The sequence below is a fragment of the Paenibacillus sp. FSL R10-2788 genome (assembly GCF_038003885.1).
GTDB classification, from domain to species: domain Bacteria; phylum Bacillota; class Bacilli; order Paenibacillales; family Paenibacillaceae; genus Paenibacillus_AQ; species Paenibacillus_AQ odorifer.
Genome location: NZ_JBBOQA010000001.1, coordinates 4502143 through 4519967, shown reverse-complemented (window position 1 = coordinate 4519967; position 17825 = coordinate 4502143). Strand labels below are relative to the sequence as shown.

At 44.9% G+C, this 17825-nt stretch carries 14 protein-coding genes; all 14 read left to right on the top strand.

The window, feature by feature from the left end; translation table 11 throughout:
- Positions 1-536: 536 nt before the first annotated feature.
- The 14 genes from NSQ50_RS20090 to NSQ50_RS20025 all read left to right on the top strand — a co-directional run bounded on the left by NSQ50_RS20090 (position 537) and on the right by NSQ50_RS20025 (position 17741).
- Entirely contained in the window at positions 537-1439 is a 903-nt protein-coding gene (locus NSQ50_RS20090) for an ArsR/SmtB family transcription factor (RefSeq protein WP_038572383.1), read from the top strand.
- A 233-nt stretch (positions 1440-1672) separates the two neighbouring features.
- Positions 1673-3421: an ABC transporter substrate-binding protein gene (locus NSQ50_RS20085; RefSeq protein ID WP_076148359.1), complete on the top strand. Its 1749-nt coding sequence runs from the start codon at positions 1673-1675 to the stop codon at positions 3419-3421.
- Positions 3422-3485: 64 nt separating this feature from the next.
- A complete protein-coding gene (locus NSQ50_RS20080) occupies positions 3486-4439 on the top strand; it encodes an ABC transporter permease (RefSeq protein ID WP_076130810.1) in 954 nt (317 codons plus the stop codon).
- Positions 4440-4455: 16 nt separating this feature from the next.
- Positions 4456-5379 carry an oligopeptide ABC transporter permease gene (gene opp4C, locus NSQ50_RS20075; RefSeq protein WP_036685740.1) on the top strand — a complete coding sequence of 308 codons (924 nt, stop codon included), beginning with the start codon at positions 4456-4458 and terminating at the stop codon, positions 5377-5379.
- Positions 5380-5390: 11 nt separating this feature from the next.
- Positions 5391-6374 carry an ABC transporter ATP-binding protein gene (locus NSQ50_RS20070; RefSeq protein ID WP_076148357.1) on the top strand — a complete coding sequence of 328 codons (984 nt, stop codon included), beginning with the start codon at positions 5391-5393 and terminating at the stop codon, positions 6372-6374.
- The gene (locus NSQ50_RS20065; protein WP_036685744.1) at positions 6367-7332 is read left to right on the top strand and encodes an ABC transporter ATP-binding protein; all 966 of its coding nucleotides are present in this window, start codon (positions 6367-6369) and stop codon (positions 7330-7332) included. The genes NSQ50_RS20070 and NSQ50_RS20065 overlap by 8 nt, the downstream gene beginning before the upstream one ends.
- Positions 7333-7542: 210 nt before the next feature.
- Positions 7543-8151 carry a 50S ribosomal protein L25 gene (locus NSQ50_RS20060; RefSeq protein WP_051491406.1) on the top strand — a complete coding sequence of 203 codons (609 nt, stop codon included), beginning with the start codon at positions 7543-7545 and terminating at the stop codon, positions 8149-8151.
- Between the two features lie 324 nt (positions 8152-8475).
- The gene (locus NSQ50_RS20055; protein WP_218641104.1) at positions 8476-10323 is read left to right on the top strand and encodes a fibronectin type III domain-containing protein; all 1848 of its coding nucleotides are present in this window, start codon (positions 8476-8478) and stop codon (positions 10321-10323) included.
- A 271-nt stretch (positions 10324-10594) separates the two neighbouring features.
- Positions 10595-11239: a YhbD family protein gene (locus NSQ50_RS20050; RefSeq protein ID WP_038572382.1), complete on the top strand. Its 645-nt coding sequence runs from the start codon at positions 10595-10597 to the stop codon at positions 11237-11239.
- 12 nt (positions 11240-11251) lie between these two features.
- Complete coding sequence (locus tag NSQ50_RS20045; RefSeq protein ID WP_036685749.1) at positions 11252-11938, top strand: hypothetical protein; 687 nt, start codon at positions 11252-11254, stop codon at positions 11936-11938.
- Entirely contained in the window at positions 11931-12602 is a 672-nt protein-coding gene (locus NSQ50_RS20040; protein ID WP_038572381.1) for a hypothetical protein, read from the top strand. The genes NSQ50_RS20045 and NSQ50_RS20040 overlap by 8 nt, the downstream gene beginning before the upstream one ends.
- A 40-nt stretch (positions 12603-12642) precedes the next feature.
- Complete coding sequence (locus NSQ50_RS20035) at positions 12643-14190, top strand: MDR family MFS transporter (RefSeq protein ID WP_076148353.1); 1548 nt, start codon at positions 12643-12645, stop codon at positions 14188-14190.
- Between the two features lie 1677 nt (positions 14191-15867).
- The gene (locus tag NSQ50_RS20030; RefSeq protein WP_036685755.1) at positions 15868-16827 is read left to right on the top strand and encodes an ABC transporter permease; all 960 of its coding nucleotides are present in this window, start codon (positions 15868-15870) and stop codon (positions 16825-16827) included.
- A 17-nt stretch (positions 16828-16844) separates the two neighbouring features.
- A complete protein-coding gene (locus NSQ50_RS20025) occupies positions 16845-17741 on the top strand; it encodes a carbohydrate ABC transporter permease (RefSeq protein WP_036685756.1) in 897 nt (298 codons plus the stop codon).
- Positions 17742-17825: the final 84 nt, after the last annotated feature.

Below are 17825 nucleotides of genomic sequence, written 5' to 3'. Positions count from 1 at the left end.
CAGAGCAGCTATTCCTTTGGAATAGGCACGAAATAGGTATTTTTAATGCCCATAGTGCCTATGGAGTCCGATAGCATGCTGAAAAGGAGATAATACTGCGAATTAGGTCAACTGAGTCCGATAGAGCTGAGTCCTGATCTCCCGCTGAAGCCTGCGGACCCAGCAGACGCTATTAGCACAAGGTCAACTGAGTCCGATAGAGCTGAGTCCTGATCTCCCGCTGAAGCCTGCGGACCCAGCAGACGCTATTAGCACAAGGTCAACTGAGTCCGATAGAGCTGAGTCCTGATCTCCCGCTGAAGCCAGCGGATCGAGCAGACGCTATTAGCACAAGCTCAGCTGTGTCCGATAGCGCCCACGCTCGCGGAAATGACAGCTAAACCAGCGTGCAATGCAGAAAATTCGGTGCTGAAACAGCAGCTAATGAATTTTTATACACTCCCGTTTATAGAGTAGCTTGCGTATTCTCAGGATAATACAATAAGATTAAGAGAATATCTCACTACTGAAAAGAACCGCTAGCAGGAGGAATCATTGTGGAATACAAGGTTGAGGTTGAATTTGGATCGATTTATGAATTGTTGAACAGCTTACATACTTATCTCTGCAAAAAATCCTATAAGAAGATTGATTTAGGGGTAGCGTGGGCTAATGAAATTGAAAGCACGCTCAGTGAAGAGCTGTTATCCCGTCTGAAAGAAACCGAACTAAACAATGAGTGGAAAATGTTGAATCTGCTCATTTACTGTTGTCCATTTAAGGATGATGTAGACAGTGTGTTGAACTGGATTGAACGGTTATCGGTTGGTGAGTTATATGAGACCTTATCAAAATATGTAAAGGTATTTCCAAGCCATATGGAGGATTACCGTAACCGCGTAGTATTTTTACTTTCCGAGTGGAACCGCCAGTACTTTAGCCAATGCAATCCTGCGATTTTGAGCAAACTGCAGCAGCATGCGGATTCGAAGAACACGGAGCTTAATGAACTGGACACTGCGGATTTCGTGAACAAGACGACCAACGGATTTTACTTCATGCCTACGGATGGGCTTAAGAAGCTCGTACTGATTCCACAGTATCATTTTCAGCCTGCTAATATTATCTATTGCTATGGGGAATTAACGATCTGCCATTATGCGGCGTGGATATCGATGGAGAATGAGGAAATCTCCCCTTTTATGTACAGAGCGATCCGTAGTCTGAGTGAAAAAAGCCGGCTAAAAATCCTCCAAGCCCTTAGTGATGGCCGTAAGACGTTTACCGAAATTGTTAAGCATGCGGGGATCTCGAAGGGGATTGTGCATGATCATATTTTTAATCTTCGTTGTGCAGGTTTGCTTCATGCCTATATTGAAGGAGAGAATGTCACCGGATACAGTCTGCGTCTTGAAGGTATTCATCGGATGAATGAGCAGCTATTCGAGTATTTGAAATAATGATTTTGAAAAAATATAACCGTCTGAAAGCCAGGACTTCTCTTATATATAGAGGGTTTTGGCTTTTTTTATTTGTTTTAATTATCGCCTAATTCTGTTTATGGAGAATTTTTTTGAAGTTCTCTCTTTACAGAACTCGAAAACCTTTCTATAATGAACATCAGATGTTATTCATACTTAACGGGTAGGAATTATAGTTATTATTCTATCAGAGAGAAAAGGGAGATAGGTACATGAGAAAAAATGCGATTGTAATCACTTCATTACTGCTTACGGGGTCACTGTTACTTTCTGCTTGCGCTAACAACAGTAATAACGAATCCTCATCCGCAAACAATGCGGCTGCAGGGACTAATTCAACCAATGTGGAAGCAACCACTGCACCAGAGATTGTTCCTGCGGGTGCTCTAAGCGAACCTTTTACTGCCACGGATTTATCCAAACTTCCAGCGGTGGCCCAGAAACGTACAGATACCATTATCGTCGGGCTTACGGACCCAAGCGGAGCGTTCACTCCTTATTTTCAACAAAGTGGTTATGATGGCAATGTCTCTTCACTGCTATACGCTTCTCTCGTAACTGTTGATGACAAAGGCGTTCCAACGCCGGAGCTTGCGGAGAGCTGGGATGTTTCAGATGATCAGCTTACATACACGTTCCACTTGAGAAAAGATTTGAAATTCAGCGACGGTTCACCGTTAACAGCGGATGATGTGGCATTTACATGGACGATCCAATACGACAAATCGTATGACGGTAGCTCCCAGCTTCCATCGCTAAATGTTAAAGGCGGCAAAGCCTACAAGGAAGGTACATCCCCTACAGTTGAGGGCATTAAAGTAATTGATCCACAGACGATCTCAGCAACCCTTGAGCAACCGAACGCAACGGCACTAGTACAGCTCGGCTCGAACGTACTGTCGAAAGCTTACTATGGCAAGGACTATAAAATTGGAAATCTTGAATACATTAAAAAGCTACATGAGAAGCCACTTGGCGATGGACCTTACAAGCTGGAGAAATTTATTCCTGGTCAAGAAGTGCGTTTTGTAGCGAATGAGAATTATTTCAAAGGTAAACCAAAGACGGAGCATTTCATCTACAAAACTACGGAAGGCGACGTGTGGCAGTTCGTAGAAACTGGTGAAGTGGACTACGCTTCCTTTAGTGCGACAGACGAGAATATCGAGAAGCTGAAAGCACTCGGTTTTGTGAATATTATTCCTTACACTCCAAGTACCTATGGTTACTTGCAAGTTAACCTGAAGCATGAGCAGCTCAAGGATAAGCTTGTACGTCAAGCTATTGTGTACGGTTTGGATCGTCAGAGTATTTATGTGGATGCAGCACAAGGTGCAGGTTCTATTGCCAACATCCCGGCATCGCCGATTTCCTGGTCTTACACTGAGGAAGGTATTAATCCTTACAAATATGATCCGGAAAAAGCAAAACAATTACTCGATGAAGCTGGCTGGACGGTAGGCGCGGGGGGGATCCGTGAAAAAGATGGCAAACCGCTGTCCATCCATTACCTCGGTTCGAAGAGTAAAAACACAGATATTTTCATCGCTGTAGCTAAAGAGAATTTTGAAGCGCTGGGTATCGAATTCCAGCCTGAGGTTTTCGCAGACTTTAACTCACTGGTATCGAAAGTAGAAGGTGGGGACTACGATCTCGTATCCTTCTCCACAAGCATGTTGACTGATCCGTCTGACGGGTTCATGCAATTCTTCGATGGAGAAATCACGGATTATGACAATCCGAAATTCCTGGAGCTGTACAACAAAGCCTTGGCCACTACTGATATTGAGGCACGCAAAGCGGTATATAAAGAGCTGTATCAGCTTTTCAATGATGAACTGCCTATTATTTTTACAAGTTATAAAAAGACAGTATACGCCTATAACGGACGTATTGAGAATCTATCGGTCAGCCCGTTCATCGGTCTTGCTGGCAGTCTGCCAACTTGGAGCCTGAAATAAATAAACCAGTGTCCCCTGCCCTGACTGGATTCAAGGGCAGGGGACGAATCATAAGGAGTCTGTCATGAGCGCTTATTTATCGAAAAGACTGTTGTACATGGTCATCATCTTATTTGCGGCATCATTATTGATCTTCTGTCTGTATGCTTCAACTCCCGGTGATTTCATAACCGGAAATATTAAATTGACCGCTGAACGCAAAGCTGAGCTTCGTGAAATCTACGGCTTAAACAAGCCTGTGCTTGAACGGTATGGGATCTGGATGAAGAATGCGCTGCATGGTGATTTCGGGTATTCCTTAGCTCAACAAAAGCCTGTGCTGCAGCTTTTTAATGATTATATTTGGAATTCCTTTTTGCTGGCTGCCGTATCTACGTTTCTAACGTGGGTGATTGCGGTCATTATTGGCGTCATCTCTGCCTATAAGCAATATTCCTGGTTCGATACACTCGTGATGATCGCTATATTTGCAGCAATGTCGCTGCCGTCATTTTTTATAGGCTTATTCCTGATCAAAATCCTGGCCGTCGATCTCAAGTGGCTGCCTCCAGGTGGAATAATCACCACGGGGAGTAATGCTACGGGTTTGGCTTACTTTAAGGAGATCGTAACGCATATGACCCTTCCGGTTGTAGTTATGACCCTTCTGGGATTAGGTTCGCTCACCCGTTATTTCCGCAGCAATATGATTGATGTCTTAAAACAGGATTATATCCGTACGGCACGCGCCAAAGGCCTAAAAGAACGCAAGGTGCTCTTTACACACGCCTTACGTAATGCCTTGCTGCCCGCAATTACACTGGTTGGTTTTGAGCTTCCAGCACTATTTGGCGGATCACTTATTATTGAGAAAATATTCAATTGGCCTGGGATTGGCCAACTGTATATGCAGTCCTTCGGACTAAGGGATTATCCTTTGCTGATGGGCTTTACGATGTTTATTGCCATACTTACCGTCATAGGAACGTTGCTTTCGGATGTTTTGTACCGGATTGCCGATCCTAGAGTTCGGCTATAGAGAGGAGGAAGCTGACGTGGCAGTTCAAAGTAATGTAGCTGGGATCGCGAAGCCGCAGACCACCAAAGGAAAATCCTCTTTATTCCGGCAATCCATGCGGAGGTTGCTAAAGAACAAGCTGGCGGTATCCGGATTTGTGGTGGTGATCTTTATGTTTGCGCTTTGTTTTATTGGTCCGCTGTTCTCACCTTATACGGATAACAAAATTAATATGGCTATGATGAACAAGGCACCCAATATGAAGCATTGGCTGGGCACTGATGCATTGGGCAGAGATATTCTGACCCGGGTAATGCAGGCGGGGCGCATTTCACTGACCGTAGGACTAGCATCAATGGTTCTTTCGGTGTTCATCGGTGCTCTTTTGGGGGCTATTGCTGGGTATTACCGCGGTATTGCCGATCAAATCATTATGCGGATTGCAGATCTTTTATTGACGGTCCCGAGTCTGCCACTGCTCTTTATTTTTGGTGCGTTATTATCGGAGTGGAAGATTCCAACGGATTATCGGATGTATATCGTTATGCTGATGCTTAGTATTGTTAGCTGGCCGGGTATGGCACGTATGGTACGGGGGCAAATGCTTAGCCTGCGTGAACGTGAGTTTATGCAGGCGGCGGTAGTATTAGGCCTCCGTGACCGACGTAAATTATTTAATCATTTGCTGCCGAATATCGTTCCGTTACTGATCGTTATGGCTACACTTAACATCGGTGGCGCTATATTGAGTGAATCGGTTCTTAGCTTTTTTGGGCTAGGTGTTATGCCGCCAACTCCAACCTGGGGCAATATGATTGATGCTGCGAATAATATGATCGACTTTCAGGATCGGCCGTGGCTGTGGATTCCACCAGGGTTATCGATTTTTGCGACAGTGATCGCGATCAATATCTTTGGAGACGGACTCCGGGACGTGCTTGATCCTAAACAGAAGAGGTAGGTGACCCTCAGATGAGTGATTTAATGAATATAGACGGTCTAAGTACATACTTCTTCACGGAAGAAGGAAAAGTGAAAGCCGTTGATGATGTAAGCTTCCGTGTTCGCGAGGGAGAGACGGTATGTATCGTTGGAGAATCGGGCTGCGGCAAAAGCGTGACCGCGATGTCCATCATGGGGCTTGTTGAGGAACCCGGGGGCAAGGTAGCCCAAGGGAAAATTGATTTTCAGGGTGAGGATTTGTTGAAAATGGACAAAAACACACTGCGAACCATCCGCGGGAATGAAATCGCGATGATCTTTCAGGAGCCCATGTCCTCCCTTAATCCTGTAATCAAGATCGGTGAGCAAATCATGGAGCCGCTGATTGTACATCTGAAGATGAACAAGAAACAGGCGCGTATCCGGGCGATTGAACTGATTAAGCAGGTAGGCATATCACGACCAGAGCAAATTGCTGATAGTTACCCGCATGAATTAAGTGGAGGTATGCTGCAGCGGATCATGATTGCTATTGCCATTGCCTGCAGTCCAAAACTTTTGATTGCTGATGAACCGACCACGGCGCTGGATGTAACGATTCAAGCGCAAATTCTGGATATGCTGCGTGAAATTAAAGATAGCTCGGGCATGTCCATTCTACTAATCACCCATGATCTTGGCGTAGTGGCAGAGATGGCCGATTATGTGATTGTTATGTATTCCGGAAAGATTGTGGAGGAGGGGGAAGTTGTTGAATTGTTCAACAACCCCAAACATCCCTATACAAAAGGGCTGCTCAAATCGAAGCCGGTAATCAATCAGCGACAGGATGAGCTGTATTCCATTCCAGGTCAAGTGCCAAATCCGCTTGAGCTGGTGCCCTCTTGTTATTTTCATGACCGCTGTGAGCATTGCATGCCTGTATGTGTCAGCCAGCAGCCCCTGCTTAAAGAGGTGGCCAGCAGACAAAAGGTAGCTTGCTGGTTGTATGAGGAGGCGGTTGTTCATGCCTGAGGCACTGCTTGAGGTCAATCATTTAAAGAAATATTTCCCTGTTACTAAGGGGCTCCTTAACCGAACCGTTGGGCATGTAAAGGCTGTTGACGATATTAGCATTACCCTTCAACCTGGGGAGACGTTTGGGCTTGTAGGGGAATCTGGGAGCGGCAAAAGTACAGTCGGACGGACGATTTTACGGCTAACGGATAAAACGGCAGGTGAGATCAAATTCAAAGGGATAGACATTCACTCCCTGTCTCCCGCTGAATTGCGCAATATTAGACCCCAAATGCAGTTGATCTTTCAAGATCCTTATAGCTCTCTTAACCCACGGGTTCGTATAGGAGATGCCATTGGTGAAGCTTTACTGGATCATGGTTTATGCTCAAGGTCCGAGGTGCGAGATCTGGTGCTTGAAGCGCTAGCAGCTTGCGGTTTATCTTCTTATCATATTGATCGCTTTCCGCATGAATTCTCCGGGGGGCAGCGGCAGCGGATCGGGATCGCCCGTGCGCTTGTTTTGAATCCTGAGCTGATCATTGCAGACGAACCAGTTTCAGCACTGGATGTTTCCATCCAAGCACAGATTATTAATTTATTCAGTAAGCTCCAGCAGAGTCGAGGGTTAACGTATTTGTTCATCTCCCATGACCTGAGTGTTGTGGAGCATTTGTGTTCAAGAATCGGTGTCATGTACCTGGGCTCTATGATGGAGACGGCTTCAAGAGATGAACTGTTTAAGAATCCGCTCCACCCGTATACCAAAGCGCTGCTGTCGGCTGTTCCGATTCCTATTCCAAAGCTGAAAAGGGAAAGGATTGTACTTAAGGGAGATATTCCGAGTCCGGTGAACCCGCCTTCTGGCTGTAAATTCCATACCCGTTGTCCCTTTGCGCAAGAGGTTTGCAGATCTGAAATCCCGGTATTTCGTGATGTTGGCAGTAACCATTTTGTAGCTTGTCATTTAGTTTGATAGTTGTCACAAATATAGCAATGATTTACTCCTAAGACATGAATAATTAATGTTGAATTGTATAATAATACAATTTGACCTTATTTTTGCCTGGGCTCAAAAGTCTTGAGAGGTTTCAAAGCCAGGTCAATGGGGTAATTAGAGAGTGGTTAGGTTAGGCGTACATATCTAATCGGTCTAGTATAAAATCCCTACTTAGGAGGAATCATCGTGAATACAACAGTACGTTTGACAGAAAGATCCGGCTCGACTTCTTCACAGCGCAGAAAAGGCTTTGTACCGGTAGTCGTGTACGGTGCAGGTTCAGATAGCCAGTCCTTTACAGCGGATGCTAAGACAATTTCAGGTATTTTAGCCAGCAACCCACGGGCTGTTCTTACTTTGGAATTGCCAGACTCGGGCAAAAAGAACGTGGTTATTCAAGAAATCCAACGTCAGCCAATATCCAAACAACTGCTGCACATTGATTTTCAGCAGATTGATATGAAGGCCAAATTGGATACCAAAGTAGCGTTCCACTTTACAGGTGAACCAGTAGGTGTGAAGAGCGGCGGCGTGCAACAAATTGAATTGCATGAGCTGGATATTCGCACACTTCCAGATAAAATAGCTGCATCCTTTGAAGTGGATATCAGTGGACTAGATATTGGTGATCAATTGCTGGTATCTGATTTGCCGAAGCATGAAGGCTGGGAAGTATTGACGCCTGAGGACACTTTGATTGTCCGTATTTCACCTCCAGCAGCGCAAGAGCCAACAGAAGAAGATACTGCTGAACCCGCTGCAGCTGAAACTGCTGGCGAAGATAAAGCAGAATAGTATAGAGATAAATAGTAAAGAGCAGATAGAATCCTTATAAAGGAGCTGTCTGCTCTTTTTGTTTTGCCTTCATAAATATGAATTCATAAAAAATATGCTGGTCTTTCGTATGGTTTCTCAAATGGCAATTTTGGTTGTTTCGCCTCATTTAGTTAAAAATTTACATAAAATCGTTGACGAACGGGTTTCTAAGCCTGAAAATGAGGACAATTACCATGGTGAAATATTCAAAAGTCCCTGTTGTTGCTGTTTGAAAACGCTTTAGTTTTTATGCTTCAAAGAACTCTCATTGCCTAGTTCATCATGATTAAGAGGAGGAAAGTTATGAAGATGAGGAAGCTGTTTTCGATCTTAATGACAAGTTTGCTGGTGCTTGGGGTAGCTCTACCCTTTGGTGGAAAAGCGAATGCAGATGCTGCAAGTGACGCTTCAAATCGTGCTTTAATCTGGTTGAAAGCCCAGCAGGATGTAACAGCGGGGTATGCTTTTGAGGGACTGGTAGATAGCTTTGAAGATTTCTGGGGACCAAACAACCCCAAACAGATTGTATACACGTATGATCAAGCGGTTGCAGCTATCGCCTTTATTGTAAAGGGTGAACGGACGCGGGCAGAGCAGGTTTTGAACAAAATGCGGGACATTCAAGATCCTTCCGGCTTCTGGCTGAATTCTTATTGGTATAACAACGGCTTCGGAGAAGAAATCCGTAAACATGTGGGACCCGTTGTATGGATGGCAATGGCTGCTATGGCTTATGAGAAGCAATATAATGATACACGGTATCGTCCGATGGCACTTAAAGCACTCGATTGGAGTTTACAGTATAAAAAGGCTAATGGCAGTATTGCAGGAGGATGGAGTGGTTGGAGTAATTCCGATGAGCCTTGGAGCTCAACCGAGCACAATATCGATATTTACCGGGTATTGCAGTATTATGCTTCGGTGGATTCCTCAAAGGCAGCCACTTATAACAGTGCGGCTTCTGGAGTCAAAACCTTCCTGGATAATTATGTGTGGGATGACACTGTCAAACGTTTCAAGGGGGGCTGGAAAAACGATACAAATCTGATCGACCCCAAAATACCTTTAGACGTGAACCCTTGGGGAGTGTTAGCTTTAGGCGTATCCGGGGCCCATAACTACGGCGCAAGCTTAACCTATGTGGAAAATGCCTCCGGCACCCCGGGAACACTAGCAAATCCGCGTTACAAGCAGACGCTTACTTACAATGATGCTGGGAATACGCTCACCGGATACGATTTTGACTGGACAGACGAAGTATTGCCGGCGTATGACGATAACGGAAATCAAATTGGCAATACGGGTGCTGACGTATGGTTTGAAGGAAGCGCATTCATGTCACTCGCTTATTATCTGCAAGGCAATGCCTCAAAGGCAGACGCCATTAATACAGAGATTATTAAAAAACAAGGCACAAGCGGTGCTTCGCTCGGGGGTATTCCCTACTCGCTGAAAGGGTCCAGCAACAGTTATTGGGTGATGGCGCAGCAAAACTGTGTTTCCAGCACAGGCTGGTTAATAATGTCCCTGCACCGGTTTAATCCATTCACAGGTCAATATTTGACGGGTGGTGGTAATACTGGGGATGCAGCCGCGCCAACCGCTCCCGCTAATCTAACGGTAACCAGTAAGACGGATACAGGAGTTATCTTAACCTGGTCCGCTTCTACCGATAATGTTGGCGTTACAGGTTATATTGTTTATCGCGGAACACAGCAGGTGTCCACTGTGGGGGGAACTACAGCTACTGTTAGTGGACTTACTCCAAGCACAGCCTATACGTTTACAGTAAAAGCTACGGATGCAGCAGGTAATTTATCCTCCGCTAGTAATACCGCAACAGTTACTACTAATTCCACTGGAGGCAGCGGAGGCGGTGATCATGTGACGGCTGACTTTACAGCAGGGGTAACGAGACTTTCTGCTACAGAGGCGAGTATCTATATTACACCTGTAACCAGTGCTCTTTATGTAGATGTACATTACAAGATTAGCGGTGGTTCCCAGCTTAATTACCGGATGACTAATAACTCAGGAACATGGAAGCAGACGGTGAGTGGATTAAGCGCTGGCAGCAGTATTGAGTACTGGTTCACTTATGAGAAATCCGGCCCGCAATATGATTCAGCACATTATACTTTTGTTCAGTAAGATTAGCAGTTCGTAAAAATCATTCTAAGAGAAGGCTGTTCCATGCTGCCATTTATAAGCGGCGGGGGCAGTCTTTTTTTGTGGGAAAAATAGTGAATAACCGTTAAATCCTTCTCAAGACGGAGGTCTGCTCTTAAGGTATGCTTTAAAATCTTTGGGGGAGACGTTAGGACTCGATGGTCACTAGCGTAGGTAGGTATGAGGTGAGTTTATTTTATTGGTTTTACAACGTAACAGTGTTATGTTACGATGGCTTCAAGGAGTGATAAGCATGGAAGAGGATTTGATCTCGAAGAAGCAGCTATTGGAATTAACCGGTATATCCTATGGGCAATTGTACCGCTGGAAGCGGAAGCAGTTGATTCCAGAGGAATGGTTTATCCGTAAATCTACGTTTACTGGACAGGAGACTTTTTTTCCAAAAGACATGATCTTGTCCCGTATCGATAATATTGTGAATATGAAAGATGGACTTTCTTTGGATGAAATGGCTGATAAGCTGTCAGATAAGGCTTCTTTTGACAGAGTAAGTGTATCTGCTGCGGAAATTATAGAACGTAACATTGTTTCGTCAGTGACACTGGGGAAATTTGGAGAGAGGCTTGGTGTCAAGAATGGATATAGCTTCGATCAGCTCACTTATTTATTGGCTGTAGACCGCCTGCTTAGTGCAGGGGAGATGAATATGGAGGAAGCAGAGCTCCTGTTTCGAACCTTAATGAATAAAGCCTCCAATCTTGAGAGTGAAAGCTGGGAGTTGTTTTTTATCCGCAAAATGGGGGTGTCATCCTTTATTCTGGCTCAGGCACCAGCGGAGTTATGGTTCGATGAAGGGGTAAAGCTGGTCAGTAAAATACTCAGTGCAGATGTAATAGAACAATTGAAAGGTAAGCTTGCTTTTAAGCTTGTTGAATAGGGGGTTACTGTAATGGATAAACGACAGCTGCCGGATCTGATTATAAACGGAGTCAGCGGGGGGGCAGGAGGTACTTATAACAGTGTGCAAATCGATGGTGTAGGCAAAGTAACGGGACCCATCGTGACGCGAATTTTTAAAGGAAATGGGCATATGAATTTGAAGAATGATCTCTCGGCGGAAGAAGCGGAATGCAATGGGACGATGAAAGTGCTGGGACATTTGCGTTTTAACTCCCTAAAGGTGGATGGAATGATTACTGTCGGTGAGAGCTTTCGGGGAGAAAGTTGCACTCTTCATGGAATGCTGAATATCAAGGGTGATTGTGAGCTTGAGGATTTTGCGGGGGAAGGAAGCTTTAGTGTCGGAGGTTTACTTAGTGCAGGACATGTAGACTTCAAACTGCAAGGGCAGGGAAAGGCGCATGAAATTGGTGTGGAGAGTCTAGTGATCCGGCAAACGAATAGTGGAGTCTGGAGCAAAATGTTAAGTGGAATCATCCCTAAATTAAGATCGGAGCTGCGGGCTCGGACTATTGAAGGAGATTTTATTGATTTAGAGTATACAATAGCGGATGTTATCAGGGGCAATATTGTGATTGTAGGGCCAGGCTGTACTATCGAACGGATAGAGTATCGTGATCAGATCACAGTACATCCAGAAGCAAAGGTTGGAAAGGTGGAGAAGATCGGTGAGTGAAGAAACAACTCGGAGTAATTTGAAAATAATAGGCACAACGACCTCAGCGGGAGGCTTCTTTCGGGACATTAAAGTTACTGGGGAAGGTCATTTTGCAGGTGATGTAGATTGTGAGAAGCTGAGCCTGACTGGAAATGCCAGAGTAGATGGAAACCTGCTAATGACCAAAATGAAAATAACCGGTGAGATGACACTTTTGGGTAATCTTGAAGGGGATTCCTTGCGGGGTCAGGGTGAAATTAAAGCAACCTCCGTAAAAATCGACGATATTCATCTTAATGGTAATTTGGAGGTCAATGGTGATTGTGAAGGTGAACATCTGCGTATTTCGGGCGCTCTCAATGTGGCAGGACTGCTAAGTGCGGAGCAACTGGAGATCAATTTATATGGAATAAGTAGAGCGAAAGAGGTTGGAGGCAGTGCTTTAACGATCAAAAAAAGCAAGACCGGAAAATTCCTGCATTTGATGAAGCAGAATCCTAAAGTGCTTTTTGAGGCTGGGCTCATTGAAGGCGATACGATAGAGCTGAATAATACAAAAGCAAATATTGTCAGAGGAGATCGGGTAATCATCGGTGTGGACTGTGAGATTGATACTGTGGAATACCGTAGTGTTTTGGAGATTCACAAGAATGCAATAGTGAGGCATCAAGTGAAGTTGTAACACATAGTTATAGATCTTTTGACAATGGGGAGTGGAATAAATGAGTGCTGCCAAAGCGCCCAATCTGGGCATTGTTATCGCAGGTCTGCTGTTAGGAATACTGATGGCCTCCATGGACAGCACCATCGTTGCTACAGCAATGGGCAATATTGTTGGGGAACTAGGCGGTATGGACAAATTTGTCTGGGTAACATCAGCTTATCTTGTAGCTGAGATGGCGGGGATGCCTATCTTTGGCAAGCTGTCTGATATGTATGGGCGTAAAAAGTTTTTTATTTTTGGGATTATTGTATTTATGGCAGGTTCGGCGCTTTGCGGGACGGCAGATACAATTACTCAGTTGGCTGCTTATCGGGCGGTTCAGGGAATTGGAGGCGGCGCGCTAGTGCCGATTGCTTTTGCCATAATGTTCGACGCCGTACCACTGGAGACACGGGGAAAGCTGGGCGGTGCATTTGGTGCGGTGTTTGGATTATCAAGTATTTTTGGTCCATTGCTAGGCGCGTATATCACCGATCATATTGCTTGGCAGTGGATATTTTATATTAACTTGCCGCTTGGACTATTGGCTTTTGTGATGGTCGTATTCTTTTATAAAGAATCACACGAGCATTCTAAACAACCTATTGATTGGCTGGGTGCGGGCACACTGCTGGGCTCTGTCATCTGCTTAATGTTTGCGTTGGAGCTGGGTGGAAAAGAGTACGCTTGGGGCTCATCGATGATCCTCGGCTTATTTGCAGCTTTTGCTATATTGGCGGCAGTGTTCCTTTTTGTAGAGACGAGAGCGAAAGAGCCGATCATTTCCTTTGCTTTATTCAAAAAAAGACTGTACGCCGTCAGCATTCTGTGCGCGCTATTTAGCGGTGCTGCATTTATCGTGGCTTCCGTATATATCCCGATCTTTATCCAAGGTGTATTAGGGGGTTCGGCTACCAATTCAGGACTTGTCCTGCTGCCGATGATGGTCGGCTCAGTAATTACCGCCACAACGGGAGGATTCCTGATGGCAAAAACCAGTTACCGCAATCTGCTGATTCCTACATTTATACTTTTGGTGATCGGCACAGGACTGGTAGCAACGCTTACTCCGGAAGCTTCACGTCTCTTGGTTACCTTGTACATGATTTTAATCGGATTGGGCATCGGCGCTTCCTTCTCTGTGTTAAGCACAGCAGCTATTCATGGTCTGACTGCGCAGCAACGCGGCTCCGCCAGCGCAACACTGAATTTCATTCGTTCGCTTGGCATGACCATTGGAATTACTACATTTGGCATTATTCAAAGCCATTATTTCTCGGGCAGTCTAACTAAGTTGCTCACAGCAAATGGAGGAGGAGCTGCTTCTGCGGGGGCTGTGGGGGCTATGGATTTTAAAGATCCGCATTCCCTGCTGTCGCCTGAGACTAGAGCACTCATTCCACCGGAAATTTTGAGCAAAATTACAGAGGGACTTTCCTCTTCCATTGCGAACACCTTCGCTTGGGCGGTTATTCCAGCTGCATTAGCTTTGCTGGCTTCCTTTTTTATGGGGCGTCAGAAAATGGATGCCTCCGCGGAGGGGGAAGTTAAGACGCCCGGGCATTAGGTTTTGCGGAAGACGTTGGGCATTCGAATAATGAGCGGAAAATAGTGCGTATTATACGGAATGCAGTGATTTGGTGTAAACAAACTATGGTTGTAAAGTGATGGAGCAGCTTCTCATTTGAGAGGCTGCTTTTTTATGTGTGGTTGGGAGTACAAATGAGCATGAACCCTCGAAGTAAGGGAGCTGCGTTGAAGGATGAGTAAATGCGATGAATCCTGGAAATAAGTGCATCTGAGTCCGATAGATGAGGGAATGCGATGGATTCAAGAATGAGTCCGATAGCATGAGCAAATGTCATGGATTCAAGAATGAGTCCGATAGCTTGAGCAAATGTGATGGATTCTTGATAGAAGTGCGCCTAAGAATGATGCGTGGAGTGTTGCGGACCGTATAGTCGCTATTGCTGATTTTTTAGCTACTTTGCGGTAGTTTCGGACTGTATTGTTCTTATGGGCATGAATTTGCTCATATTTGGACTATATTTGTGTGAATAGCTGCACCTGAGTCCGATAGCACGAGGAAAAACGCTGAATCCCGGAAATAAGTGCATCTGGGTCCGATAGCATGAGGGAATGCGGTGGATTCTAGAATGAGTCCGATAGTACAAGAAAATGTGATGGATTCTAGAATGAGTCCGATAGTACAAGAAAATGTGATGGATTCTAGATAGAAGTGTGCCAAAAAATGATGGGTGGAGTGTTGCGGACCGTATAGTCGCTATTGCTGATTTTTGAGCTACTTTGCCGTAGTTTCGGACTGTATTGCTCTTATGGGCATGAATTTGCTCATATTTGAACTATATTTGTGTGAATAGCTGCACCTGAGTCCAATAGCACAAGGAAAAACGCTGAATCCCGGAAATAAGTGCATCTGGGTCCGATAGCATGAGGGAATGCGGTGGATCCAAGAATGAGTCAGACTGTATGAGTGAATGCGATGAATTCTCGATAGACGTGTGCCTGATTTCGCAGCATGAAGTGTGTTTCGGACAGTATAGTCGCTATTGCTGATTTTTAAGCTACTTTGCGGTAGTTTCGGACTGTATTGCTCTTATGGGCATGAATTTGCTTATATTTGGACTATATTTGTGTGAATAGCTGCACCTGAGTCCGATAGTACGAGAAAATGTGTTGAATCCCGGAAATAAGTGCATCTGGGTCCGATGCAAGATCTATGAAGTGTGAAAGACCATAACGGATGAAGAGGACAAAGCGCACCATAGTTGATGTAGCGGACGAAGAGGACAAAGCGCACCATAGTTGATGGAGCGGACGAAGAGGACAAAGCGCACCGTAGTTGATGTATCGGACGAAGAGGACAAAGCGCACCATAGTTGATGTAGCAGATGAAGAGGACAAAACGCACCATAGTTGATGTAGTGAACGAGGAGGGTCTAGTTGCCCATAGCTCCCAAGCGTCCCTTAGAAACCATTTCTTTCAGCGGCAGGATGAGGGGAATTCCCGTCATCCTGCCGCTTTTTATAAGCCAAAAGGCATGTAGGCTCTACATCACTAGACCCACAGTGATTAGGTAGAAAATGGTCGAAATAGATGCGAATTTGGTTCACAAGCATCAGACGGTTCTCCAGTGAGGCCGTTCTGTGTTCTATCTCGCCATACATAATGGTTCTGATACTATGAAAACGTAATCAAAATCTGGGTATAGGAGATTCCGACATGGGGGTACCTTCTGGTGAATTACTTCCCAGCGTCGATCCGGTTCATCGATCCCGCTGGAAGATGAAGAACAAACATAAATTGTTCTTCATGGCTTTTCCGTTTCTTATTGTCACCTTTATTTTCTATTATCTGCCGATCAGCGGATGGATTTATGCATTTTATGATTTCATTCCCGGAATACCGTTGTCTGACACGCCATATGTCGGGTTGAAATGGTTCAAGACGATTGTATCCAATCCAACACAGACCGCAGAGGTTGTGCGCGTGCTGAAGAACACTCTTGCCATGAGTTCACTTGGACTAATTACCTCGATATTTCCAGTGATCTTTGCGATTTTTCTGACCGAGATTAAGTCAGGCTGGTATCGCAAGATGGTGCAGACGCTAACCACGATTCCGAACTTTATCAGCTGGATTCTGGTATATGCATTGGCTTTCTCGTTGTTCTCCGTTGATAACGGGGTCATCACGCACATTTTAGTGCAGCTTGGAATCGTTGATGAAGGTTATAACTTTTTAGCCTCCAGCTCGAATATTTGGGTCACGATGATCATTTGGTATTGGTGGAAATCGTTAGGCTGGGGTGCCATTCTCTATCTTGCTGCAATCGCAGGCATTGATCAAGAATTGTACGAGGCCGTTGAGGTGGATGGTGCAAGCCGGTTCCGTAAAATCTGGCATATTACCATTCCGGGTCTTGTCCCAACCTTCTTTGTCCTACTGCTGCTCTCCATAGGTAACCTAGTCAATAACGGGATGGAGCAGTACTTTGCCTTTCAAAATGCGATGAATAAAGATTCCATAGAAGTGCTGGATCTTTATGTATACAATATTGCGTTCGCTAACAACTTTCCGTTTGCCACAGCTGTCAGTATGCTGAAGTCGGTCGTCAGTGTAATTCTACTGTTCGCGGCAAACACATTATCCAAGATGGTGCGTGACGAATCTATCATTTAAGGCGGGGGTGATCCCATTTGAGAAAGAAAAAACTAACTTCTGGAGAATTAATCTTTCAAATTATTATCTACACACTCTTTGGATTGTTCACCCTGTCATGCATTTATCCATTCTACTATTTGTTCATTAATACGATCAGTTCGAATGATCTTAGCGCAGCGGGGTATATCAAATTTTATCCAAGGCAGATCCATTTTGATAACTATAGTAAGGTTCTAAGAATCAGTGGTTTAGGTCATGCGGCGACAGTCTCTATTTATAGAACAGTTGTTGGTACTTTGCTCACCGTTGGGTCTTCGGCATTCCTTGGGTACTTGTTCACCAAAAAGGAGATGTGGGGCCGGAGTATTTGGTACCGCAGTGTTGTAGTTACGATGTATTTCAGCGCAGGGCTGATCCCATGGTATATCACCATGCATAACTTGCATCTGACTAATAACTACCTGGCTTATATTTTGCCAACCATTATTACTCCTTTTAATATCATTTTGGTCAAAACCTTCGTCGAGGCTATTCCGCCCTCACTTGAGGAGTCGGCGTCAATGGATGGAGCAGGTTACTTCCGGGTGTTCTGGAGTATCATTGTTCCTCTTACAACACCTATCTTGGCTACGATTACGATTTTCTCAGCGGTGAATCAGTGGAATGCCTTTATTGATACGGCGTTTCTAATGACAGATACGAAATACTTTACGCTCCAGTTCTTATTATGGCGTTATTTGAACGAATCCAGCTCGCTCGCGGCCTTAATTCGTAATTCGCCAGATATGGCCGCTAGTGCAGCGAATATGCAGACTCCAACCTCTGTGCGGATGACTGTAACGATGATCGTCGTATTGCCGATTTTGATCGTGTATCCGTTCTTCCAACGCTTTTTCGTCAAAGGAATTATGATTGGTGCGGTTAAAGGCTGATGGGTGGCCGCTCTGGACCAGAACTGGGTTTTCCTCTGCTATAAGCAGAGTTGAACTATAAGTGAAGAGATGAAAGGGAGGGTA

Bases quoted from the DNA above. Each gene is read 5' to 3' on its own strand.
- NSQ50_RS20065 (WP_036685744.1), top strand. From the start codon at position 6,367: ATGCCTGAGGCACTGCTTGAGGTCAATCATTTAAAGAAATATTTCCCT.
- NSQ50_RS20080 (WP_076130810.1), top strand. From the start codon at position 3,486: ATGAGCGCTTATTTATCGAAAAGACTGTTGTACATGGTCATCATCTTA.
- NSQ50_RS20055 (WP_218641104.1), top strand. From the start codon at position 8,476: ATGAAGATGAGGAAGCTGTTTTCGATCTTAATGACAAGTTTGCTGGTG.
- NSQ50_RS20030 (WP_036685755.1), top strand. From the start codon at position 15,868: ATGGGGGTACCTTCTGGTGAATTACTTCCCAGCGTCGATCCGGTTCAT.
- NSQ50_RS20045 (WP_036685749.1), top strand. From the start codon at position 11,252: ATGGATAAACGACAGCTGCCGGATCTGATTATAAACGGAGTCAGCGGG.
- NSQ50_RS20085 (WP_076148359.1), top strand. From the start codon at position 1,673: ATGAGAAAAAATGCGATTGTAATCACTTCATTACTGCTTACGGGGTCA.
- NSQ50_RS20070 (WP_076148357.1), top strand. From the start codon at position 5,391: ATGAGTGATTTAATGAATATAGACGGTCTAAGTACATACTTCTTCACG.
- NSQ50_RS20050 (WP_038572382.1), top strand. From the start codon at position 10,595: ATGGAAGAGGATTTGATCTCGAAGAAGCAGCTATTGGAATTAACCGGT.
- NSQ50_RS20035 (WP_076148353.1), top strand. From the start codon at position 12,643: ATGAGTGCTGCCAAAGCGCCCAATCTGGGCATTGTTATCGCAGGTCTG.